Origin of the sequence: Tangfeifania diversioriginum (assembly GCF_900141875.1) — a bacterium.
Lineage (GTDB): Bacteria > Bacteroidota > Bacteroidia > Bacteroidales > Prolixibacteraceae > Tangfeifania > Tangfeifania diversioriginum.
This window is the reverse complement of record NZ_FQZE01000007.1, coordinates 85,410-109,521: the sequence shown is the minus strand read 5'-3', so window position 1 is coordinate 109,521 and position 24,112 is coordinate 85,410. Positions and strand designations below refer to the sequence as shown.

Annotated in this window: 22 protein-coding genes and 2 tRNA genes; 9 read left to right on the top strand and 15 right to left on the bottom strand. The window is 42.0% G+C overall.

All coding sequences use genetic code 11. The features are described from left to right. Positions 1-6 precede the first annotated feature (6 nt). Entirely contained in the window at positions 7-1,827 is a 1,821-nt protein-coding gene (locus tag BUC07_RS06340) for an ABC transporter ATP-binding protein (protein WP_073167366.1), read from the top strand. A gap of 51 nt (positions 1,828-1,878) precedes the next feature. Here the strand turns inward: BUC07_RS06340 and BUC07_RS06335 are convergent. Then, positions 1,879-1,951, bottom strand: a tRNA-Trp gene (locus BUC07_RS06335). A 220-nt stretch (positions 1,952-2,171) separates the two neighbouring features. Beyond that, a tRNA-Ser gene (locus tag BUC07_RS06330) sits at positions 2,172-2,256 on the bottom strand. Between the two features lie 270 nt (positions 2,257-2,526). On the opposite strand from BUC07_RS06330, the gene BUC07_RS06325 reads away from it, so the two are divergent. Next, positions 2,527-2,799 (top strand): HU family DNA-binding protein, encoded by a 273-nt coding sequence (locus BUC07_RS06325; RefSeq protein WP_073167363.1) that lies wholly within the window; start codon positions 2,527-2,529, stop codon positions 2,797-2,799. Positions 2,800-2,872: 73 nt separating this feature from the next. Continuing rightward, entirely contained in the window at positions 2,873-3,559 is a 687-nt protein-coding gene (locus BUC07_RS06320; RefSeq protein WP_073167359.1) for a TrmH family RNA methyltransferase, read from the top strand. On the opposite strand, the gene BUC07_RS06315 is transcribed toward BUC07_RS06320, so the two are convergent. The 4 genes from BUC07_RS06315 to BUC07_RS06300 form a co-directional block, all read right to left on the bottom strand. Further along, complete coding sequence (locus BUC07_RS06315) at positions 3,560-4,195, bottom strand: cysteine hydrolase family protein (RefSeq protein ID WP_073167356.1); 636 nt, start codon at positions 4,193-4,195, stop codon at positions 3,560-3,562. It lies immediately after the preceding gene. 133 nt (positions 4,196-4,328) lie between these two features. After that, on the bottom strand, positions 4,329-6,278 hold the full coding sequence (locus tag BUC07_RS06310; RefSeq protein ID WP_073167542.1) for a protein-disulfide reductase DsbD family protein: 1,950 nt from the start codon (positions 6,276-6,278) through the stop codon (positions 4,329-4,331). A gap of 149 nt (positions 6,279-6,427) precedes the next feature. Further along, a complete protein-coding gene (locus BUC07_RS06305) occupies positions 6,428-7,978 on the bottom strand; it encodes an Rne/Rng family ribonuclease (RefSeq protein WP_073167353.1) in 1,551 nt (516 codons plus the stop codon). A gap of 205 nt (positions 7,979-8,183) precedes the next feature. After that, a complete protein-coding gene (locus tag BUC07_RS06300; protein WP_073167349.1) occupies positions 8,184-8,471 on the bottom strand; it encodes an HU family DNA-binding protein in 288 nt (95 codons plus the stop codon). 136 nt (positions 8,472-8,607) lie between these two features. Between BUC07_RS06300 and mutY the strand changes: the two genes are divergently transcribed. From mutY to pgl, 6 genes are all read left to right on the top strand, one after another. Continuing rightward, entirely contained in the window at positions 8,608-9,660 is a 1,053-nt protein-coding gene (gene mutY, locus BUC07_RS06295) for an A/G-specific adenine glycosylase (RefSeq protein WP_073167345.1), read from the top strand. A 73-nt stretch (positions 9,661-9,733) separates the two neighbouring features. Continuing rightward, a complete protein-coding gene (locus BUC07_RS06290) occupies positions 9,734-10,192 on the top strand; it encodes a single-stranded DNA-binding protein (RefSeq protein ID WP_073167341.1) in 459 nt (152 codons plus the stop codon). A gap of 127 nt (positions 10,193-10,319) precedes the next feature. Further along, positions 10,320-10,907, top strand: coding sequence for a gliding motility lipoprotein GldD (gldD, locus tag BUC07_RS06285; RefSeq protein ID WP_073167338.1), 588 nt, complete (start codon positions 10,320-10,322; stop codon positions 10,905-10,907). Continuing rightward, positions 10,907-11,554 (top strand): 4'-phosphopantetheinyl transferase family protein, encoded by a 648-nt coding sequence (locus tag BUC07_RS06280; RefSeq protein WP_073167334.1) that lies wholly within the window; start codon positions 10,907-10,909, stop codon positions 11,552-11,554. The genes gldD and BUC07_RS06280 overlap by 1 nt, the downstream gene beginning before the upstream one ends. Next, complete coding sequence (zwf, locus tag BUC07_RS06275) at positions 11,551-13,050, top strand: glucose-6-phosphate dehydrogenase (RefSeq protein ID WP_073167331.1); 1,500 nt, start codon at positions 11,551-11,553, stop codon at positions 13,048-13,050. Before BUC07_RS06280 ends, zwf begins: the two co-directional genes overlap by 4 nt. A gap of 41 nt (positions 13,051-13,091) precedes the next feature. After that, on the top strand, positions 13,092-13,823 hold the full coding sequence (gene pgl, locus BUC07_RS06270; RefSeq protein WP_073167327.1) for a 6-phosphogluconolactonase: 732 nt from the start codon (positions 13,092-13,094) through the stop codon (positions 13,821-13,823). 8 nt (positions 13,824-13,831) lie between these two features. Here the strand turns inward: pgl and BUC07_RS06265 are convergent, their stop codons facing one another. The 9 genes from BUC07_RS06265 to BUC07_RS06225 all read right to left on the bottom strand — a co-directional run bounded on the left by BUC07_RS06265 (position 13,832) and on the right by BUC07_RS06225 (position 24,060). After that, complete coding sequence (locus tag BUC07_RS06265) at positions 13,832-14,839, bottom strand: alpha/beta hydrolase (RefSeq protein ID WP_073167324.1); 1,008 nt, start codon at positions 14,837-14,839, stop codon at positions 13,832-13,834. 145 nt (positions 14,840-14,984) lie between these two features. Beyond that, a complete protein-coding gene (locus BUC07_RS06260) occupies positions 14,985-15,482 on the bottom strand; it encodes a hypothetical protein (protein WP_073167320.1) in 498 nt (165 codons plus the stop codon). A gap of 33 nt (positions 15,483-15,515) precedes the next feature. After that, the gene (gene dinB, locus BUC07_RS06255; protein ID WP_073167316.1) at positions 15,516-16,586 is read right to left on the bottom strand and encodes a DNA polymerase IV; all 1,071 of its coding nucleotides are present in this window, start codon (positions 16,584-16,586) and stop codon (positions 15,516-15,518) included. Between the two features lie 35 nt (positions 16,587-16,621). Next, a complete protein-coding gene (locus BUC07_RS06250; RefSeq protein ID WP_073167314.1) occupies positions 16,622-17,890 on the bottom strand; it encodes an endo-1,4-beta-xylanase in 1,269 nt (422 codons plus the stop codon). Between the two features lie 6 nt (positions 17,891-17,896). After that, a complete protein-coding gene (locus BUC07_RS06245) occupies positions 17,897-18,943 on the bottom strand; it encodes a nucleoside hydrolase (RefSeq protein WP_083578131.1) in 1,047 nt (348 codons plus the stop codon). A gap of 159 nt (positions 18,944-19,102) precedes the next feature. Continuing rightward, entirely contained in the window at positions 19,103-20,674 is a 1,572-nt protein-coding gene (locus BUC07_RS06240) for an ADP-ribosylglycohydrolase family protein (protein ID WP_073167311.1), read from the bottom strand. 27 nt (positions 20,675-20,701) lie between these two features. Then, a complete protein-coding gene (gene rbsK / locus BUC07_RS06235) occupies positions 20,702-21,619 on the bottom strand; it encodes a ribokinase (protein ID WP_073167308.1) in 918 nt (305 codons plus the stop codon). Between the two features lie 6 nt (positions 21,620-21,625). Next, complete coding sequence (locus BUC07_RS06230) at positions 21,626-22,624, bottom strand: GRP family sugar transporter (protein WP_073167306.1); 999 nt, start codon at positions 22,622-22,624, stop codon at positions 21,626-21,628. Continuing rightward, positions 22,618-24,060 (bottom strand): glycoside hydrolase family 140 protein, encoded by a 1,443-nt coding sequence (locus BUC07_RS06225; RefSeq protein ID WP_217652654.1) that lies wholly within the window; start codon positions 24,058-24,060, stop codon positions 22,618-22,620. Before BUC07_RS06225 ends, BUC07_RS06230 begins: the two co-directional genes overlap by 7 nt. Between the last annotated feature and the right edge of the window lie 52 nt (positions 24,061-24,112).

Below are 24,112 nucleotides of genomic sequence, written 5' to 3'. Positions count from 1 at the left end.
TTAGCCATGAAAGATTTTCTTCAAATACTTCGCCGCTTTATTCCACCCTACAAATGGAAGCTCGTTTGGAATATCATTTTCAATTTTTTGAGCGCCATATTTGGGGCTTTCTCATTTTTATTGTTAATCCCTTCGCTGAAAATTTTGTTTGGTACGCAGGAACTGGTTACCCAAAAACCAGAAGTTGGCCTCAATGTTTCAGCATTTTCCGAGTACAGCAACTACCTGATAAGCAAAGTCATACTTCAATACAGCCACGAAAAGGCACTGGTTTTCATTGGCATTTTCATAATAATTACCGTTTTGCTGAAGGTTGGATTTTATTACCTGGCCAACTACATGATTGTGCTAATTAGAAACGGCGTGGTGCGGGACATCCGCTCAAAAATTTACCGGAAAGTACTGAAACTGCAGCTGGGTTTTTTCTCTGACGAACGCAAAGGTGATATAATGGCCCGCATGACCGGCGATGTTACCGAAGTGGAAAATTCCATCATGAACTCGCTTGAAATGATGATTAAAAACCCAATTCTTATCATCGTTTCGGTGGCGGTAATGATTTATATGAGCTGGAGCCTCACCCTTTTTGTTTTTGTGATGTTCCCAATTGCCGGCTTCATTATAGGGCGCATTGGCAAAAGCCTGAAAAAAGAGAGCCGGAAAGGACAACACAAAATGGGAGAAATACTTTCAATTATTGAAGAAGACCTTTCCGGGCTGCGGATTATTAAAGCTTTTAATGCCGAAAACAGGGCAATAAATCGGTTTGAAACGGAGAACACCAATTATTTCAAAATAATGAACCAGCTGATGTGGCGCAGGTTTTTGGCCCACCCCATGAGTGAATTTTTGGGAACTACCGTTATTATTATTGTACTCTGGTATGGTGGTCAGCTCATCTTAAACCAGGAAGGGGCACTCGGGGCAGCTGCATTTATTGGCTATCTTGTTTTCTTTTATAATATAATTAATCCGGCAAAAGCTTTTTCCACGGCGTTGTACAGTGTTGAAAAAGGACTCGCTTCAATGGAAAGGATCGACAAAGTTTTACACACCCCAACTCAAATAAATGACAGTTCGGATGCGGAAGATATTGATAATTTCCAATCGAAAATCAGCTATGAAAATGTTTCGTTTTCATACAATGAAACGCCAGTTTTAAAAAATATTTTGCTTGATGTAGAAAAAGGAAAAACAGTTGCACTGGTTGGCCAGTCGGGCAGCGGAAAAACAACGCTGGTTGACCTGCTCCCCCGCTTTTGGGATGTCAGCCAGGGACGAATTACCATTGATGGCAAAGACATCCGCCAACTGAAAATAAACTCGCTCCGAAATCTCATCGGGTATGTAAACCAGGAACCTATTTTGTTTAACGACACCTTTTTTAACAACATTGCATTCGGTATGGACAATGCCACAAAAGAAGATGTTATTAATGCTGCAAAAATTGCCAATGCGCACGATTTTATAATGGGTTATGAAAATGATTACGAAACCTCGATTGGAGACCGCGGGGATAAGTTGTCAGGCGGCCAGAAACAGCGCATTTCTATAGCCCGTGCCGTATTGAAAAACCCTCCAATAATGATACTGGACGAAGCTACATCCTCGCTCGATACCGAATCAGAACGCCTGGTACAGGATGCACTCGAAAATCTGATGAAAAACCGGACTTCGCTGATTATTGCCCACCGGCTGTCAACCGTAAAACATTCTGACATGATTTGTGTGATGCACAAAGGGAAAATTGAAGAGCGCGGCACCCACGATGAGTTGATGAAGTTGGGCGGACGCTACAAAAAACTGCATAACATGCAGATGTTTTAATTTTATAATAAAGGGAAACAAAAAAAGCTGCATTTCTGCAGCTTTTTTTTGCACGGGAGGAGAGACTCGAACTCCCGACACCTGGTTTTGGAGACCAGTGCTCTGCCAACTGAGCTACACCCGTGTTTATTTTGCGAGTGCAAATATAGCAATTCAGTTTAAATTACCTAAAATATGTGGCCATTTTCAAATACTGATACCGGTAATATTTTTTCAGAACTATAAAATGCCCGACCAACTGATAAAACAGGGCTGCAGATGCCTATCAGTTGTTTGTGGGCTCAAAAAGTTATCAACAACTTTATTAAATAAAAAAATCCGCCGGTTTCCCAGCGGATTTTTTGCGGAGAGAGAGGGATTCGAACCCCCGGAACCTCTCGGTTCAACGGTTTTCAAGACCGCCGCATTCGACCACTCTGCCATCTCTCCATGGCGCGACAAAAGTAGAATTTTTTTTCAATCAAAAAAAAACTTACCGGTAAAAAATTATCAAAATGCTGAAAAAAAAAGGGATTTAGGGTTGTTTTTTTAAAACTTATTTCAGAATTTAGCTAAAACTTAAAAAGGTTCTCTGAAACTATTGATTTTACTGGTTGTTTAGAGTATAACACCTAAAAATCAATGATTGTATTTTTGATAGTATTGCGATTTAATTTACTATATTTCAACAATTTAATTATTTATTAAAATTATTAACTTATGAACAAAGCACAATTAATTGATGCAATGGCCGAAGGAGCTGGCCTGACAAAAGCAGATGCTAAAAAAGCTCTAGATTCTTTTATTGGTGCAACAACTAACGCTCTTAAAGGCGGTGACAGGGTTGCATTAATCGGTTTTGGTACTTTTTCAGTAACAGAACGTGGTGCCAGAACAGGCAGAAATCCACAAACAGGAAAAGAAATTACTATTCCTGCTAAAAAAGTGGTTAAATTCAAAGCTGGGGCCGACCTGGCAGATTCTGTTTCGTAACAGAACAGTTTTTTGGAAGAACTTACAGAGGGGAGCTAAACGCTTCCCTTTTTTTGTACAAAAATTTTGAAAGATGAATAAAAAACTTATTAATTACCTAACCACTTTTGTTACCCCCGACCGGCTTCAACTGTTTGAAAAAGTACTTCAGTACCGCACCTCCTATTTAACCGTTGTGCTTGAAGATATTTACCAGTCGCAAAATGCAAGCGCTGTTTTACGCAGCTGCGACTGTTTTGGAGTACAACATGTTAATGTTATTGAAAACCGCAACACATTCAATGTAAACAAAGAAGTGGCGTTAGGTTCGTCCAAATGGCTTTCTATCAGAAAATTTGCTGAATCCAACAATAACAGTTTAAACGCCGTGAAAACCCTGAAAAATGAAGGGTACCGAATCATTGCAACATCTCCGCATAAAAATGATAAAACGCTGGAAGATTTTGATTTAACAAAAGGGAAAGCCGCCCTTGTTTTTGGTTCGGAACTGCCCGGAATTTCGGATACAATTATGAAGGAAGCCGATGAGTTTGTTAAAATACCTATGTTCGGATTTACCGAAAGTTTTAATATCTCGGTTTCAGCAGCTATCACTTTACACCACCTCACCGGGAAACTCAGAAATAATGCAACTATTAACTGGCAGCTTACAAGTGTTGAAAAAGAAAATATTATGCTGGAATGGCTTAGGAGCACCATAAAAAGAAGTGCGCTGCTCGAACAACGATTTCTGGAAAATGAGAAGAAAAAACAAAAGTAACTACTTCATCATTTTTTCGAGCTCATCAAGCTTTACCAGCTTTACATTTTTTTTTCTCCAGTCATCAAAAGGAAGCGGGATATTGGGTAATTCTTTAATGGCATCCTGCACCACAATTACATTTTTAACTCTTTTGCCAAGGCCTTTTACCGCAGCATCGACACAAACATTGGTAGTTACACCATAAACAACTACGGTTTCGGGATTCAGGTGTTTTAAAATCACTTCAGTTAAAGGATTCCCCGCAAAGACATCGAAGGCATCTTTCCGAATTACAAAATTGCGGTATTTTTCCCGGTCAAACAGTTCGGGAGTTATCAGGAATTCCCGGTCCCAATCAAAAACTACCGGGTCTTCGGGGTCGGTATCTTTTATGAAATCAGCTCCTCTTGTATCTGCCATACAATGCTCAGGAAACGTTTTTATAAAATCGGGTGAAGCATCCAGTTCAGCGGAGTTGGCATAATGATAATCGGCAGAGTTTACTACCCGAATCGAATTTTTTGCAGCTAATTTTGTAAGTTTTTTCCACTGAGGCCTTATTGTCTCGGCATCCTGAACATAGAGTTTTCCGCGTGGATATACAAAATCAATTTGGGTATCTACATTCCAGAATAGCCAATCTGTTAAATCCATTTTTATCTTCTTTGGTATAAATTACATTTAAAGATATTTATTTCGGATCGGACAACTATTTTAAAAATGTTAAAAATTGATAATAAAAAACCCGGACTAAAATTGCCCGGGTTATATTTTACTGAAAACCAATTCATTCTATTCCTCTTTGCAAAAAGGCTAAAAATTCATCATCTTGGAATGTAACTCCCAGTTTATGCTCAGTTCCGTCAGGCTCAATTATTACATGAAACGGAATACTGTTGGTAGCATACTCAGTAATCTGAAAATCAAGATTTTTCTTACCCATTGTTTTCTTCACTTTGCCATCATTTGAGGAAGTTATCCATTCATCTTCAGGCAGGGTAGTTCTATCGTCGGTGTACAAAGCGATAATTACATACTCTTCTGATAAAAGATTCAGTACCTGCGGATTGGCCCACACTGAATTTTCCATTTTTTTACAGTTGGCACACGCATGTCCTTTAAATACCAGAAAGACTGGTTTGTTTTGCTCTTCGGCACAAGCCATCCCCTGCTCATAATCGAAATAACCGTTCAGCCCATGTGGCAGGTGGAGTTTATCGGCGTATTTGGCAGGGCCGCAAAGTTCATTGGGAGTATTTTGACCACCTGCGGCAGAATGACTTGTAATATAAGTCTGGCTGGCACTCTGAGGTGGCAACAATGCAGAAATTGAACTTAATGGCGAACCTAACAAACCGGTAAAAAGATAAACTACAAAAGTGAAAGTTGCAATAGAAAGAAACAACCTTCCTGTTCCAATATAGGGCAAATCACTGTCGTGCGAAAATTTGATTTTACCCAGGAAATACATCCCAAGCAGGAAGAATAGTACAATCCATATTGCCAGGTAAATTTCGCGACTAATAAAATTCAGTCCATACACCTGGTCGATATTACTAAGGAATTTTAATCCGAATGCCAGTAAAATAAAGGCAAATACAACTTTTATTGAATTGAGCCAACCGCCTGATTTTGGCAATTTTTTGAGTGCTGACGGGAAAATAGCCAGCAAAGTAAACGGCGCGGCAAAAGCCAGTCCGAAGAAAAACATTCCAATCAACGGACGCATTCCGCCATCCTGAACAGCTTCAATAATTAAAGCGCCAATAAACGGCCCGGTACACGAAAATGATACGATAACCGTTGTTAAAGCCATGAAAAAGGCACCTACAAATCCACCTTGTTCTGCTTTCGAATCGGTTTTATTTACCAAACTGTTGGGTAAAACAATTTCGAACGCACCGAAGAACGACACGGCAAATACCAAAAACAACAGGAAAAACAGGAGATTAGGTATCCAGTGGGTGCTTAATACACTTCCTACGTTTGGACCAAATATTCCAATTGAGAACAACGCCCCCAGCACAGTGAATATCATTAATATGGAGAAACCGAAAAAGAGGCCGTTTTTGATAGCTTTTCCCTTGTTGTCGCTTCCCCGCATAAAAAAAGATACTGTCATAGGAATCATTGGAAAAACACAGGGTGTTAAGATTGCTGCCAGCCCTGCCAGGGCAGAAATAAGAATGAACAACCAAAGCGACTGTCCGCTGGATGACCCGGAAGTTGTTCCGGAAACGTCTGAAACCTCCTCCTCGGGTTGAGAAGCCGGTTGTGCTGCTACACCTCCGTTAAATTCAAACGAAAAATCGGCTTCATTTGGGGGGAGGCAGGTTTCATCGTCGCAGGCCATAAAAAGCACATGGCCTGAGATTTCCACCGGATCGTCATTCTTAAGCCTGATTTTTTGTGTCAGGGTTGCTTCTTCCACAAAATACCGTAAATCCATTTGAAAGGTGTTGTCAAACTTTTCAATGGGCTGCGGCTCTTTTTTTAGTTCCCCGGCAAATTCAAATTGCGTGGAATCGTCAAAAACAACCTGTGTGGCAATGGGGCCTCCTTCCGGAAGATAAGTGTCATACAAATGCCATTCATCTTCAATGGTGGCCGTAAAAATCAATTCCACATCTCTCCCGTCCTGTTTCGCATCAAACGACCATTTAATCGGTTCAATAATTTGTGAATTGGCTAAAAATGCAACCAGAAAAAATGATAGTATAAGTGTTATTTTTTTCATATTTCTTAAAAATGTTAAATCTAAAAATACATGCACAAATGTAAATATTTCAATATAACAATCATTAATTTTTAATGTTTGGTTTGTTAATGAAGGGTTAAAATGAATTAAATTTTCAAACAAAAAGCCGGATAAACTTATCCGGCCATTTATAAAATAATTTCCTCTAAATTCTCGTCGAAGAAATGGTATTCGAGAAATGCATACGAAGTGTTGGGTTCAACTTTAACCCACTTCAAATATTTTAAAATCCACTGGTTTCGTCTGCTCTTAAAACCTTTTGTAAGATATGCAGCAATATAGGGGTGTACCTTCAGTTGAAGGCGTTTTTTATTCAAATCTTTAAAAATATATTTCACTTTATTCTCCAGTTCATCGGCGAATAAAATGGTAGGCATAATTTTCCCGCTTCCGTTGCATGTTGGGCATTTTTCGGCCGTTTCAATAATTTCTTCGGGGCGTACCCGCTGGCGGGTAATCTGCATTAAACAAAATTTACTCAGGGGCAAAATGTTATGTTTTGTGCGATCGTTGGCCATAACATCTTTCATATGATCATACACCTTTTGCCTGTTTGTCGCAATGTGCATATCAATAAAATCGATAACAATAATGCCTCCCATATCTCTCAACCGCAATTGTCGCGCTACTTCGTCACATGCTGCCAGATTCACTTCCAGCGCGTTGGATTCCTGATCTCCCCCACCCTTGGCTCTGTTGCCACTGTTAACATCAATTACATGGAAAGCCTCAGTGTGTTCAACAATGAGGTAAGCTCCGTTTTTAAATGAAACCGTTTTACCGAACGAGGCTTTAATTTGTTTTTCAATTCCGTAATGTTCTAAAATCGGGCGGTTTCCTTTATAAAGCTTTACAATTTTTTTCTTGCCGGGCTGAATGCTGTCGATATAATCAGTTATTTCGTTACAAACAGCCTGGTCGTTTACAATAATGCTGTTGAAATTAGGATTATAAATATCGCGTAGCAGAGCAGTTGCTCTGTCAATTTCGCCTATAATCAGCGATGGGGCCGAAGCACGTTTAAGCTTATGAAATGTGGTTTCCCATTTATCTACCAGACGGCGTAATTCCTGGTCAAGATCAGCAACTTTTTTGCCTTCAGCAGCTGTTCTGACAATTATGCCGTATTTTCTGGGCTTGATGCTCTGAACTAATTTCTTCAGCCTATTTTTTTCCTCGTTGGTGCTAATTTTTTGCGAAACCGAAACTTTTTCGCTAAAAGGCATTAAAACCATGTACCTTCCTGCAATTGAAATTTCAGAAGTTAAGCGTGGCCCCTTGGTCGAAATAGGTTCCTTGGCAACCTGCACAAGAACTTTCTGACCTGCTTTAAGTATTTCGGTAATCCTTCCCTCCTTGTTAATGTCGGGGTTGGAATGAATCCTGGAAATCGAAGTTATTTTATTTTTCCTGGAAGAAACAATCCGTAAAAACTTATTAAGTGTGGAGAACTGCGGCCCCATATCGAGGTAATGCAAGAAAGCGTCTTTTTCGTAACCTACATCTATAAAGGCTGCATTTAAACTTGGCATTATTTTTTTTACTTTTCCAAGATAAATATCGCCAACTGCAAATTTCGCCCCGCTCTTCTCCCTGGTAAATTCAACAAGCTTTTTGTTTTCCTGTAATGCTATAACAATTTCGGATGGAGTGACGTCTATTATTAAATCACTACTCACAACCTAAATATTAATATTGTTAAATATATATTATATACTCTTATAACAGTTTAAACCTAAGACAAAATGCCTTAGGTTTAAACTGTTTATTTAACAAATGAACTAAAAATTATTTTCTCTTCTTGTGGCGGTTTTTACGCAATCTTTTTTTGCGCTTATGCGTTGCCATCTTATGTCTTTTTCTTTTTTTTCCGCTTGGCATAATTTACTCTTTTACGTTATTTTTTACTTGTGAAACGAAGGTTTTAGCTGGTTTAAATGATGGAATGTAGTGAGCAGGGATTATAATTGTGGTATTTTTTGAAATATTACGTGCAGTTTTTTCTGCCCGCTTTTTAACCACAAAACTACCAAATCCTCTCAGGTAAACATTTTTACCATCTTCTAACGAATCTTTAACGGTTTCCATAAATGCTTCAACCGTTTTCTGAACAGTTACTTTTTCAATTCCTGTGTTTTTCGAAATTTCATTTACAATATCTGCCTTTGTCATCTCTTAAAATATTTAGTTTTCAATAAATTAATCGGGTTAAACTGGTGTGCAAAAATAAAAATAATTTAAAAACCGGAAAGCTTTTTAATTAATTTATTTTTGCATTTAACGAAAGAATATGAATCAATTAGCATAAATGAATCAATTTGTACCACAAATCCACCTCTGGTATAACAGAAATTTCAGGGATTTACCGTGGCGAAACACGCATGATCCCTACAAAATATGGATTTCTGAAATAATTCTTCAGCAAACCAGAGTTGAGCAGGGGAAAAATTACTATTTAAATTTTATTAATCGGTTTCCATCCCTAAAACACCTTGCCGGAGCCTCCGAAAATGAAGTTTTGAAACTTTGGCAAGGACTTGGTTACTATTCGCGGGCCCGAAATCTGCACCAAACTGCCCGTTTCATTCAAAACGAACTGCAAGGAAAATTTCCGGAAACATATGAAGACATTATCCGGTTAAAAGGAATTGGCCCCTATACAGGTGCTGCAATAGCCTCGATTGCTTTCGGACTGCCCTACCCTGCAATTGATGGAAATGTTTACCGTGTACTTTCCAGGTATTTTGGAATATCAACTCCTATCGATTCAGGAAAAGCCAAAAAAGAATTTCGTGAACTGGCATCCGGGTTACTGCCTCCAAAAAATCCCGGCTTTCACAACCAGGCACTGATGGAGTTCGGGGCGCTTCAATGCACGCCTAAATCGCCCAACTGCAAAAACTGTCCGGTTGCAGACTCCTGTTTTGCCTATTCAGAAAAACAGGTTGAAGAACTGCCTGTAAAAGAGAAACGGACCAAACAACGAAAACGCTATTTCTACTATTTTTATATTGATGACGGGAAATTTACCTGGCTGGAAAAACGCACTGGAAACGACATCTGGAAAAACCTTTACCAGTTTCCGTTGCTTGAATCCGATAAAGAACTTACTGATTCGGAAATTGGAAATTTAAAAAACATACCATTTTTAAACGGACATTCTGCAACCGTGAATAAAATTTCGAAACCAGTCAAACATATTTTAAGTCACCAGGTAATTTTTGCCACACTGATTCATGTTGAAATTCCATCGATAAAATCGCTAACTGATAATCTAATAAAGGTTGAAAAGAATTCAATCTCCGATTTTCCGGTTCCCCGGTTAATTGAAATTTTGATAAAAAACGCAGGGGATTTTTAATTTATTTCAGTATGATTGTGTGAAATAAAATGAGATTTCGTATTTTTAAGTAGTTAACCTAAAATAAGTAAAAATGTCAGTAAACAAAGTAATTTTAATTGGTAACGTAGGAAATGACCCCGAAGTAAAACATCTCGATCAGGATGTTAAAGTTGCTAAATTCAGAATGGCAACATCAGAATCCTACAGAGCAAAAAATGGTGAGCGTGTGACAACAACTGAATGGCATAATATCGTGTTATGGAGAGGGCTTGCGGGAGTCGTGGAGCAATATGTAAAAAAAGGTTCAAGGCTTTTTATTGAAGGTAAATTAACTCACCGCCAATACGAAAAAGACGGTGAAACAAAGTTTTTTACTGAAGTCGTGGCAAATAATATGGTTATGCTAGATACGAAAAACAACTCGCAGGATAACAACCAAGAGTCGCCAGACTCACAGGCCAGCAACAACCAAAGTGGATCCGGTAATTTTGAAGGAGTTTCTGAACCGGAAGCTGATGACCAGGGTGGCGACGACGATTTGCCATTTTAAGTAAAAAAAATAGAAAGCTCCGCCACCACGGGGCTTTTTTCTTTACACAAACCCCTTAATAAAACGTCAGTAAAAAAATTAAGTCGTTATTTTTGCGTTTACTCTGCAAAACGTAGTTACTTGCAACATGAAAAAAATTTTGTTTTTAATTTTTATTCTTACCGCTGTTTTGGCCTGTAATCAAAAACATTCACCCAAGCCACGCGGTTTCTTCCGCATCGATTTTCCCGAAAAACAATACCACACTATAAACCGCGATTTTCCCTATCAGTTTGAAATTCCTGATTATGCCAACATTACTCCCGACAGCAGGAATCCGGGGAAAAAGGACTGGATTAATATTAATGTACCCGAAAACAAAGCTGAAGTACACATTTCGTATTACCAGTTGCAAAACGCTCCCAAACCCAGCCGCCAGCTTTTGGCCGAATTTATTGAAGAAACGCGCGAACTCGCTTATAAACATTCCGTAAAAGCCAATGCCATTGAGGAACAGATTTTCATGAATCCGGGCAGGGAAGTTTACGGAACCATCTACCGGATAAAAGGGAATGCAGCCTCCCCGGTTCAGTTTTTTCTGACCGACAGCACCACCCATTTTTTGCGCGGCGCCCTTTATATACGGGCAACGCCAAATATCGATTCACTAAAACCCGTTGTCGATTTTTTAGAAGAAGATGTAATCCGGCTCATTGAAACAACCTACTGGGATTAATGCCATTTTCAAAAAAAATAGAAACTCCGGAAGGAGTAATCGGAATCTGGAAACTGACCGAAAGTAGTTCCATCCTGGAGGCCGACTTTCAATTTTCGGATGCTGAAAAAACAACTTTTGAAAGCTTTAAACTTGAAAAGCGCAGAAAAGAATTTATGGCCGTACGCTTGCTGCTGAAAGAAATTCTGGATGAAAAAGCAGAAGTTATTTACGATGAATCAGGAAAACCAATACTAAAAAACAGCAGCTACAATTTAAGTATTTCCCACTCCGTTCAGTTGGCAGTTGTCTTTCTTTCCAAAAAAAATATTGGTATCGATGCGGAAAATATCCACCGCAACATTCAACCCGTGGTCAACCGTTTTCTTTCTGAAAAGGAAAAAGAACAAATAAACAATACATCCAACATTCAAACTACACAAATAATATACTGGAGTGCCAAAGAAGCCATATTTAAATGCACTTGCGAAAAAAACATACAATTCAACACCGATATTTTAATTCAGCCGGAAACAAATCCCGGTGAATTATACGGACAGATGTTAAAAAACAATCGCACAGCGCATTTTAAGCTCAGGTATTTTTTTCATCAGAACAATGTGGTTGTATATTGTGTTGAACAAGGAGAAAAAAAATCAACAGAATGAAGAAGACAAAAAACCAGATACTTATTATTTTCGGTGCCTCGGGCGATTTAACCAAACGCAAATTAATACCCGCCCTTTTCGACCTGTTCCAGCAAAAAATGTTACCCGAAAATTTTGCCGTTTTAGGAGCATCACGAACTAAACTTTCTGACAAAGATTTCAGAAAACGAGCCGCTGAATTTCTTCCCGAAAACAAAGAAACCCAAACATTTGCCGAAAAATTGTTTTATCAGCCCGTTTCACCACATGAAACTGAAGACTTCAAAAAACTAAAAAAAAGGCTCGAAAAATTGAGTGCAGACCAAAAAACAGATGCCAATTACATTTTTTATTTGTCCACTCCCCCATCTGTTTACGGAATCATTGCGAAAAACCTTTGCGAAACCGAATTAAGCAAATCGGATGAATTTTTCAGGCGGCTCATTGTTGAAAAACCATTTGGAGCCGACCTCGAATCGGCCCGAAAACTCAACAAACAGCTGCTCAAATATTTTAATGAAAACCAGGTTTACCGCATCGATCACTACCTCGGGAAAGAGAGTGTGCAGAATATGCTGGTCACCCGTTTTTCCAACGGGATTTTTGAACCACTGTGGAACCGCAATTTCATCGAGCGGGTTGAAATCACTTCGGCAGAAAATATTGGTGTTGAAGGCCGGGGCGGTTACTACGACGAGTCCGGCGCACTGCGCGACATGTTGCAAAACCACTTGTTGCAACTGGCCGGTTTCGTGGCCATGGAGCCTCCGGTTGTTATTGAGGCAGATGCTATTCGCAACGAAATTGTAAAAGTTTTTCAGTCGCTGCGCCCCATTCCCGAAGAAAAGGTACCCGAAAATGTTATTCGCGGACAATACATTAATTCAACTATAAAAGGGAAAAAAATAAAAGGCTACCGCGAAGAACCCGGAGTTGATAACAATTCCAGGACCGAAACATTTGTAGCCATGAAATTCTTCATTGACAACTGGCGCTGGGGCGGAGTTCCTTTTTACATCCGGACAGGCAAAAAAATGCCGGCCCGCGTAACCGAAATTGTCATCCATTTTAAACAGGTACCGCATCATCTTTTTAATAATTCAGGCGAACAGGGACCTATTGACAATCAGCTTGTTATTCGCATTCAACCCGATGAAGGCATTTTACTGAAATTCAGAATGAAAACCCCCGGCGCCGGATTTCAGGTGCAAACCGTTAACATGGATTTTCATTATTCCGACTTATCAGAAGTACGGCTCCCCTCGGCCTACGAGCGGTTACTGCTCGACTGCATGCAGGGCGATGCCACACTTTACTCCCGAGGTGATGCGGTGGAAGAAGCCTGGAAATTTGTGCAACCCATTCTGGATGCCTGGAAAAACAACCCGAACATTCCTATTTACGGCTACCCGGCAGGAACATGGGGCCCCGACAGTTCAGACAAGCTCATTCAAAACGGTGACTGGAGGTATCCCTGCAAAAATCTTTCGAACGACGGAACCTACTGTGAACTATAAATAGAATTAATTCTTAAATTTAGGCACTTAAATATTTAATTATGACTGCCTCAACAGAAGTAAAAATATTTGCCAAACCCAAAAAAGTGGCTAAAAGGGTAGCAAAGCAAATATTCAAAATGACTCAACGTTCCTCTCAGCCACGTTTTAATATTGCCTTATCGGGTGGAAGTACGCCGAAAAAACTTTTTAAGATACTGGTGGAAAAGCACAAAGATACTATTCCGTGGGAACGCCTCCATTTCTGGTGGGGCGACGAACGCTGTGTTTCGCCCGATGATGAAGAAAGCAATTTTAAAATGACCAACGACATCCTTTTTTCGCAAATTGATATTCCACAGGAAAATATTCACCGGATAAAGGGGGAAAACAATCCCGAAGAAGAAGCCAAACGATATTCGGAAGAAATTTCGGAAAACCTGAATTTGCGTGATGGCATCCCGGTTTTCGACCTGATAATCCTTGGCATGGGAGACGATGGCCACACCGCATCAATATTCCCCAACCAGTTGAATTTGCTGGAGAAAGAACAAATTTGCGCAGTTGCTGAACACCCTGAAACCGGGCAACAACGAATTACCCTCACAGGCAAAGTAATCAATAACGCCAATCGGATTTTCTTTTTGGTGACAGGTGAAAACAAAGCACAGCGCATTGCTGAAATTATGAATGACGAGGAGGAAGCCAAACTTTTACCGGTCTATTATATTACACCGGAAAACGGCAAACTCATCTGGTACATCGACGAAGCCGCATCTTCAAAAATTGCCTGAGAATAAAGTCAGTTTGCAGGTTCCATGCGAAGAATTTCTTCGCCAAACTTTATGGTTTCCCTGACTACCTCATCGACTGATCCGGAAGTCAATTCACAGGCAATCACATGTTCGCCTGCATTGGGAAACGCCATTTTCACTTTGCGATCTTCGGGGGTTCCCAGCTTTTCAAACATATTCAGCATGGCACTCACTTTCACTACTTCATCCTGGCTATCGTCATCTTTATAATAATATCCCAGAAAAACAGGAGCAGTCACCCGTTCATAAGTTTCATCAACCATGGTTTCCTCAACCAGCTGTTGCAGGTAAACCAACGCTTCCAGCCGGTATTTACAATACCAGTACTGGCATTCTTTTGATGTGGAATCCTGGCTTGTTACCCGGTATTTCCCATCGTAAACCGAACGGGCGATTTGCAGGCCCCAGGGTTTGGAGAGCATAAATGCGGTATTGTTGTTTATCCTGATGTTGGGCGAATAGAGGACCAATCCATCAACGTATTCCGGAAATTCCGCAGCAAGTTCCAGCGCAAGTGTTCCGCCTGTGGAAGTACTCATAATGACCACCTTTTTCCCAAGGCTGCGTGCAATCATCAGTGCTTCTTTTGCCGATTCCCACAGTCGATCGGGAGTCATGTCAATTAAAGGATCTTCGGTGTCCAAACCATGCGAAGCCAGCCGGGGAAAGTAAGCATTGGCTCCAAAGTGCCTGGCAAACTCAACATTTGCCGGAAATCCCTCGTACCAGGATGCCGAAAACCCGTGAAGGTAAAGCACGCTGTAATCAGTGCGTTCTCTAACTGAATCATTCGCCCACACGATGCGCGATTCATTGTCGGGCCGCACAGGCAATTCGGCTTCTTTTTCCGCAATATATTCCTCAATGTTACGTATGCTTGCCGCCACCGATGGCAGGTTTTTGTTCAATTCGGGTTGTGGAGGTTTTGGACCGAGCAAATAACCGGCAATCAGAACAACTACCAGGATCAGCAAAAAACGTTTTAACTTCTTCATTTTCGAACGATTTGTTTTTCAGAATTCAGATTCAAATTTGGGCTGAAAATACAATTTTAATTGCGACAGCACAAAACGGGACCCAATAGATTATCCGGCTTTTTGACGATTACCAGCGCAAAACAAATCCCGCTGGCAAATAATATCAGATAACTACCAGTAATACAATCAAAAGAAAAATTACAGTGGAAATGCTGTACCCGTGTTGTACTAAATAGCTTTTTATTGCCAAACCTGTTAATGCAACTTTTTCATCCTGAAAATTTTCGAATTCAAAACTTCCGTTGGAAATGGTGCTTGTATAATTTACTGATTTGTTATTTCCGGCTACTATCCAGTTCAGGTGAAAAATATTTGTATATGCAAATTCATATTCTTCAGAATCAGAAAAATAAATTTTTGCTCTCAATTTCCAAAAGTCGAATTTTATCTCCCCTATTTTTTCTTTTTCGGAATTGAAAATATTGAGATTACTATTTAAAAAACCTCGTGGATTCAAAAAGATTCTTTTCCCGTTTAACTCACCAGTGAAGTACATTTTAAAAGCAGAATTAACGAGAAAGCCAACTTGTTTTCCATTCTGATAGAGCAAGTATCGCGAATCGAGAAGATTTTTCACCCAGACAATTTGAGATGTGTTCATAGTTGTTGATTTGGGATTAAAAATAATAAAAAATCAGAATTCGATTGTCAGCTGCACCGGTTGTTTTTGCTCTTCATGCTGAAAATTCGAAAGTGTTAACCCCAGCAAACGAATACCTTTGTTAAAATTTCCGGATTTCATGAGTTTTCGGCTTTCGGCCAAAAGTTCTTCTTTCGAAAGCAAATACCCGTTGATGGTTTTACTCCGGGTGTGCTGTTCAAAATCGGCATATTTAAATTTCAGGGTGAATGTTTTGGCTTTTATCATTGCCCGTTGTGCACGTTTCCAAACTTCATCAGCAATGTTCAGCAATTCTTCTTCCAGTTCGTGCTCCAGGTACAGGTCTTTAGAAAAAGTCTGCTCTGCGCCCAGCGATTTCCGTTCACGCGTTGGCTGCACCGGACGGTAATCCTCTCCTCTGCAAATATTGTAATAATAATTACCAGCTTTTCCGAACAAACGAACCAGTTCAAACCGGTCGAGCTTTTTCAGATCGCGGCCAAACCACACCCCAATATTATTAAGTTTTGCCGCGGTTACTTTTCCTATTCCGTGAAACTTTTTAATTTCGAGACTCTCAATAAAATCCCGGGCTTTATCGGGGGTAACCACAAAAATTCCGTTGGGTTTATTCACATCAGAAGCTACTTTTGCCAGGAACTTGTTGTACGAAACACCTGCCGAAGCCGTTAATTTGGTTGCTTCGAAAATACGATTTCTGATTTCCTGAGCGATAAGCGTGGCCGATGGTTTTCCTTTTTTTGCATAGGTAACATCGAGGTAGGCTTCGTCGAGCGAAAGCGGCTCAACCAAATCGGTGTATTCAAAAAAAATCTCGCGGATTTGGTGTGAAATTTCACGGTAACGCGAAAACCGGCCTTTAACAAAAATGAGTTGCGGGCATTTGCGTTTGGCCGTGGTGGATGCCATGGCCGAACGTACCCCAAATTTCCGGGCTTCGTAACTTGCAGCTGCCACCACTCCCCTCTCGCTGGAGCCACCTACCGCAACGGGTTTTCCTTTCAACTCAGGATTATCGAGCTGCTCCACCGACGCATAAAAAGCATCCATATCCACATGGATTATTTTTCGGATTTTTTCCAATTGTCTTGCCCATTAAAACTGAATGGCAAAACTAATCAAAAATTGACTTCCACTTTTCCTTCTGCTTTTTTCAGCTCCACCTCTTTCGTTTCTCCCTCGAATGTAATTTTGTATTTTCCGTAGAACGCCGGAACTGAAATCTCATCTTTATTAGTTGCCCCGTGCGCATTCACATTCGTCCACCACTCGTCAAAAATTAAAAATTGATACGCTTCACCAGCGGGTGTGGGTGTCCAGTCGCGTTTATAGAGCGACGATTGCGGAATCCAGTTGGCGCCTTCCCAGAATCCCCACATCAGAATGCCGTCAACGGCCGGGTGGGCAAAACAAATTTTGTAGTAATCCACCAAATCCTTAGCTTTTTGCTTTTCCTCTTCAGCTGTCATTTTCAAATCGCGGTTTTGGTAATATTTTGAGCGCTGCCCGGGCATGTTGAATTCGGTAATTTTTATAGGCAGGTTGAATTGTGCCAACGAATCGAGCGAACGTTTCAGTTCGCCACGATCAAAGGATTCCGCATGTAGGTGTCCCTGCACGCCAATTCCGGCAATGGGAACGCCCTGCGCCAGCAAACCACGTATGTGTGCCATGTATTCGTCAAGCATGTTTCCGGTAAGAATGTCGTAATCGTTCAGGTAAAGTTTGATATCGGGATCGCCGTTTTGCGCCCAGAGTGCCATTTTTTTGGTGATATCTGTGCCCAGCCGATCTTCGTAATAATTGCCGTGAATCATTTCATTGTTCAGGTCGTATTCGGCGAACCGGCCTTTGTAGCGGGAAGTTACTGTTTCAGCACGTCTTTTCAACGTATTTTCCAGCTCTTCATTCGAAAGTTCTTTTATCCAGGGCTGAATAAACCGTTCGACTCCCCAGAACAGGTTGTGTGCCCGGAGTGGAATATTATTTTCTTCCGTCCATTCCAACATGGCATCTACCAGTGAATAATCCACCTCGCCTCTGCGCCGCTCCATTCCGGGCCATTTCACGGCGTTCTCGGTCACTGCCGAATTGAAATTCTGAAGGAAAATTTGCTTATACATTTTCAGATCATTTTCAGAGGCTCTTCCATTAAAAATACCATCGCTGATGGCGCAACCGAACCAAAACTCATGTTCCTGTTGCTCAACCCGAATTTTGGCACCTGGCTTTGCCTTAATGATAATTTCTCCTTTCCGGTGCTCGGCAATCGACTTTTCAAGATCATCCAACTGGGCGGTTGCCGGCAAAGAAAATGAAATGGACAAGACAATTATCAAAAACAGAAATGTATATTTTCCATTAACTGAATCTACAAATGATTTCATAGTTTTTTATTTTGTTTTCACCAGTTTATAGTCATCCATCGTTACAAAAAAATCATTCACAATTCCGTAAATATCGAACCATTCCCAAAGGGTAATTTTCCGTGGATTGTTGGGCCGTTCCACCCATTTTCCGTTTACATAGACGGGCGCCGGAATCTCGCGGGTTTCGGCCCAATCCGGATTTTTTACCACCGCCACGGCAGCCATATCGAAAAGTGCACGACCGGGAGGATCGCCCCACATTCCGTATTGGCTAAACAAATTTGCTGAATAATCGCCAAAATTGGTAAAATCGCCGCCGTGTCGTCCGGTTACAGGAGTATCAATTTCAGGCCCCTTTCCGGGCATCCTTTGCAATATTTGAGCTTTGGAAACCATTACGGCAGCCGTTCCCGAAGGTTTTCCGCCACGCACCAAAACCATTTCAAACGGTACATCCACATCCAGAATGTAATTCATCGATGCGATGTCCCAATCCTGGTTGTGCTCGCCCGGCTCCGGGTAATTGGAACCCAGCCATACGATTCGCACATTTTCAGCAATGGCCGGCTCTTTCATCAGTGCCAGGGCAATGTTGGTGAGTTTGCCCACCGGCAGCAACACCAGCTTTTGGTTGCGTTTTTTCATGGCCTGCTCAATAATAAAATCCACCGCTTCGTGCCCGTCGAATTCGGGTTCGCCAATATGATTCTTAATTTCTTCGAAAGAACCATCAGCACCGGTTTTAAGCGGAATTTTGCCGTAAAAGCCGCCGCAAAGCTGCATCACCCGTTTGGCCTCTTCGTAATGGTCGCTCACATCCGATTCATCGGAATAACCGCTGGGAGCACTGGTGGCATTCACCGTAACGCCTTCCACGTTAAAATGATCGCCGCTAAACAGCAGGTAAGCCAGCGCGTGCTGGTCGTCCACTTCGTTGTTAGCATCGGTATCGAAAATAACCGGGATTTTGGAACTATCCGTCATGTTACAGGAGCTGAAGAAAATAGCCAGCATCAATAAAGACGGGAAAAATCCGTTCCCGAAAACCTGTTTTAAATTAATTCTTTTCATTTACTATCCAATTTAAAATTTGTTCAACATGAATTATTTGACCGATTATAAAGCCCCTGAGGACATTGCATATGAACGCTGATTTTCAGACTTATTCTGCGCGAATCAGCGCTATCTGCGGGAGCAATATTTCGCATTAGAATTTACATTGATTCACTATTACTCAAAATAACCCCTGGCACCCGGATCGTTAGTTGAATAAACCAGTAAATCTCCGGTTTCAATCCGGTAACCTTCCGAAATGTTTTTGGCTTTCAGCGTTACGGTATGCTTCTCTTCCGACGAGTCGTAATTCCAGGTCAGTTCGTGCCGGCGAATCAGCCATTTTGTTGGAATTTTTGCGGTTTCCAGCAGCTCTCCATCCACATAAACATCCATTTCCAAAACAGCTTCCGGCAGATTGCCTTCTTTGGCAGCCCGTCCGTCAACCACAAATCCACAACCTTCAATTTCAAAAGAAAGTTCGGGATTTTGCCTGGTTAATTGTTTCCCAATTCTTCTCCGTTCAGTCGGGAAAAGACCTTCAAAACCTACTTCAAGCGGAACGGTTTCCGGAGCCTGGTACTGAATCAGAAAATCTTCCCCTTCTTCGCTTCCACCGTATCGCTGAATCATTTCCGATGCATGACGATAGCCTATGTCATACACTTTATTCAGCGACATGTCGGTGTATTGAAAATTCATACCCTCCACCTTGCCAATGCCTTGTTTCCAGTAGTCAGGAATCTGGCTGTAACCAATCATAGTTCCGAGGATTCCGGCAGCATTGGCCGGATTGCAATCGGAGTCATATCCACAGCGCGTGCTGATATCGACGGTGGCTCCAAAATCGCCGTTTCCGTATAGTAATCCGATGACAATGTATGCCGCATTGATTTTGGCATCGATGTTAAACGGCCGGAAAACCCCGTCGGGGCACCCTTTGTCGAAGGTCCATTTTTTCTGGGCTTCAAACCAGGCCGATTTCCAGTCCTCGGGATCCTGTTTGTACCACTGAATGACATCGGCAATGCACTGGTAAAATTCACTCTCGGGAGGAACAGTTTGCAGCGCCTCTTCCACGATAAACTCCATATCGTCGTAAACAAACGCCAGCGAGTACATAGCCGCCACGTAGATTCCACCGTAAACGCCATCGCCGTAATTCATGATGTGGCCAATTCGCCAACCGATGTCAGCCGCTGTGTTGGGCATTCCCGGCGCCATCAATCCGGCAAAATCGGCTTCAATCTGAAAATCGATGTCATCGGCGTGCGGATTGTTTTTCCAGAAACCTGATTCGGGCGGCATGATGCCGTTGAGAATGTTGTACCGCGCCGCCTGATTGGCATGCCAGAGCGGATATTCAGCTTTTGCAAATGCCAGTGCGTGGAGCGAGTCGGGCGCATCCAATCCATGTTTTTCAAATACATCCACAAAGGTCAAATCCATATACACATCATCGTACAAACCCGGTGAATTTTCGTAATACCACAACATTCTGGTTTCATCCCATGGAATGGGGACGTGGTCGCCAATCATGGTGCCGTTCCACTGAAATTCGGTGGGCCCGCCGTACGTGCAACCAATTACCTGCCCGGCCCAGCCGCCTTTGATTTTGTCTTGCAAATCACTTTTGGAAATTGTCAGAATTTCACCTTCGGTATAAGAAATTTTGTCATTTTCATTCTTCTTGTTCTGACAACCAACAAAAAAGAAGAAAAGTGTCAATGGAAATAGCAATGTCTTCATTATTTTGGTTTTAGTTTCAAATCGATTTTAAAATTGAACATGTTGAATTTCTTCCAGCGTTGGCGCCGATGGTTGCGCGCCCATCCGGGTAACTGAGATTGCTGCCGCCCGCTGGGCAAAATCAACGGCTTCTTTCAAATCCATTTCTCCGGCTAATGCCGCAGCAAGTGCGCCGTTAAACACATCGCCGGCAGCAGTGGTATCCACTGCTTTTACTTTGTAGCCAGGAATGATTCCCTCAAAATCAAAAGTTTTAAGATAAACACCTTTTCCTCCCAACGTTAGCAGCACTGTTGTTCCCCCCTTTTCAAAAATTTCTTCAGCCATTATCGGGACGTCTTTTTCAGAAAATTCATTTCGGGACGTGATGATGGCTGCTTCGGTTTCATTGGGTGATATTATGGTTACTTTGCTCAACAAACTTTCAGGGATTGCAGCTCCGGGAGCCGGATTCAGAATAAACGGAATTCCCTTTTCATGCGCCACTTCGGCTGCTGCTTCCACTGTTTCAAGGGGGACTTCCAGTTGTGCAAGCACCATCTTTGCACCTTCAAAAACGTCTTCAAAACCATAAATATCCTCAGGAAACAAATAGCTGTTGGCACCGGGAGCAACGGAAATGCTGTTTTCTCCACCTTCGGCTACATTTATGAGCGCAATGCCCGAATGAATGCCTGGCTGAATTTTTATGCACGAAGTGTCTATTCCTTCATTCCGGTAATTCTCAATCGCCTGCTTCCCAAACGAATCATCGGAAACACAGGCGATAAAAGTGACATCGGTGCCGGCCCGCGCCGCAGCCACTGCCTGGTTAGCCCCTTTTCCACCGGGGATGGTCATAAAATCAGTTCCCAGAATGGTTTCACCGGAAGCTGGAATGTATGGCACTTTTACAACCATGTCGGTATTGGAACTTCCAACGACAACAATTTTCGGTTTTTCCATAACTTTTTAATATAACCGTGCAACAATAATCAGGGCGAGGCCCACAACAAAAAACAGAAACATGGCAGTCAGTAAACCGTTAACACCTTTTGCACCTTTAAATTCTTTCCAAATGAAAACCCCCCAAAGTGCGGAGACAAGAGTTGCTCCCTGTCCAAGACCATAGGAGATGGCGTAACCAGCCTGCTCCGCTGCAATAATGTTCACCACAGTTCCAAGTCCCCAAATCGCTCCACCCAAAATTCCGATTAAATGAAGCCGGGTATCGCCTTTTTTGAAATAGTCGCGATAAGTTACCTTTTCTCCTTCAATTGGTTTATACATAAAAATGGTGTTCCACAGAAAATTCGAAACGAACAGTCCGATGGCCATAATCACCGAAGCCGAGTAGGGAGTTAACTTACCAGCTGCAGGATTAACAAAGTTTTCGGTCATGGAAGCAGCAACAAAGTAATACCAGAATCCCATCAGAACCCCTGCCGCCAGGGAAATAACAATTCCTTTTGTTTTTGTGGTGGTTTGCGATGGAAGTTTCCGGTAAGCCATTGCACTGAGAATGATGGCAAAAACCACAAATGCGACTCCGACAAACAACACTACAGGATTGCCCACAGGCGTTGAAATGTAATTCACGATTACACCCAATGCCAGCGCCAGTCCGATGCCAATAGGAAACGCCACCGACATACCGGCAATGGCAATGGCTGCTACCAGCAGAATGTTGGCAATGTTGAAAACCACACCGCCCAGAAAGGCAAACAACAGCGATTTCCTGTCGGCCTGCGCCAAATCGGCCAGAAAACTTCGGCCTTCAGAACCAATACTGCCGGCAGTAAAAGCCAGAAGTAGTGAAAGAAGCAAAACCCCGATGGCATAGTCCCAGTAGAATAATTGAAACGGCCAGTGTTTCTGTGCCAGTTTTTGGGTGTTGGCCCACGAACCCCAGCATAACATGGTGATAAAAGCCAGAAAAACAGCCACACCGTAAGAATGTATAACTACCATAGCTTTAAGTTTTTAAGTTTCGCTTTCGGATTGTCAAGCACCAGCAGCCAGTCGTTGCCTTTACCCGAACTTGGTGGTACAAACTGGTAACTGCTTTCATTTTTTATTTTACCAATTTTTGTGGCTTTTCCGTTGCGTGGATTATACCACCAGGCAATTACACCGCTTTGCATTTCTGATAAATCAATATTCAGTTTTTGCCCCACACCAGCATACACCAGCATAAACGACTTGTCGGATGCCACGGCCGCCCGAACATGCAGGCTGTCATTCGGATTATTTCCCAAAATAACGGATTGATTGGGGACAAGCAGATGAAAGGGCCGCTTTTCAAAAATTTCTCGCACAAATCGCATTGATTCTGCCCCCGGCCGGTCGAGTGCATCGCGCCAGTCGGTTAAACAGGGAATGGCCATATCGCCACCTTCTTCAAACATCTGCCAAATGGCATTGTTGCCATACGTGTATCCGCAAGCCCCGGCCAAAAAATTCCAGTAGGCATGCACGCGCACATCATGATCATCGAAAAATCCCTGCTCAAAGTGTGCTCTTTTAGCAATAGTGTGGTCATCTTTCAATACATCTTCCGGGACAGGCAAGGAATTACTCCAGTCAAGGTAGTTCCAGAATTCTACCGGGATGTCTTCATAGGCAGGTTCGGCATCCAGAAAAGGCTTGCGGGGCTCCACATTCGACAAAGTTTCAGCAAAATCATAAACACGCATGTAATGATGGGAATGCCCACATTGGTAAGTGTTGAAATCGAGCCAGTCTTCGTGGTGCAATTTTTCGTGAGAAGAGCTGTAGCCTCTCGGGTGGTATGTAATCAGGTGATTTTCCCCATCTCCTTTCTTCAGGCCATTGGCCATTGCCCGCCAAACCAGCTTTTCCTGCTCATTGGCCACATTACGGTCGCCACCCAAAATCCAGACTATGGGTTTATTTTTATAGCGGTTTCCCAGAAATTCACCAAAAATAAATGCATTATGCTCGTTAAAAATCACGGGGCCACCGCCGTGTGCAGGAGTCACTTTATCGCCCCAGGTGGGAAGCATACCCACAACAAGTCCAAGTTTTTCTGCCTCGTTGACAATAAAATCCACATGCTCAAAGTACTTTTCGTTGGGCTGGATGGGATCTTTTTCAATTAACGGAATTTCGCCATAAGCATTGGGTTTGTTAAGCCCGTCCCGTTCAGCGAGAACAACGGCCTGGATCACCGAAAAACCTTTCTCTTCACGATTCTTCAGGTACATCGTTGCATCTTCGCGGTTCAATCTATGAAAAAGCTCCCAGGCGGTGTCGCCAATCCATAAAAAAGGTTCTCCGTCAGATGTTTCAAGATAACTGTTATTTTTACTAACTTCTATGAACTGAGCTTTTAAAAAAAGGGGAAGTAAAAACAGTAAAAGCAGACTAACTGGTTGTTTCATCATTTTATCAGGTTAGGTTTTCAAAATAATTCAGGAAGCCCTGCGAATTATTAAC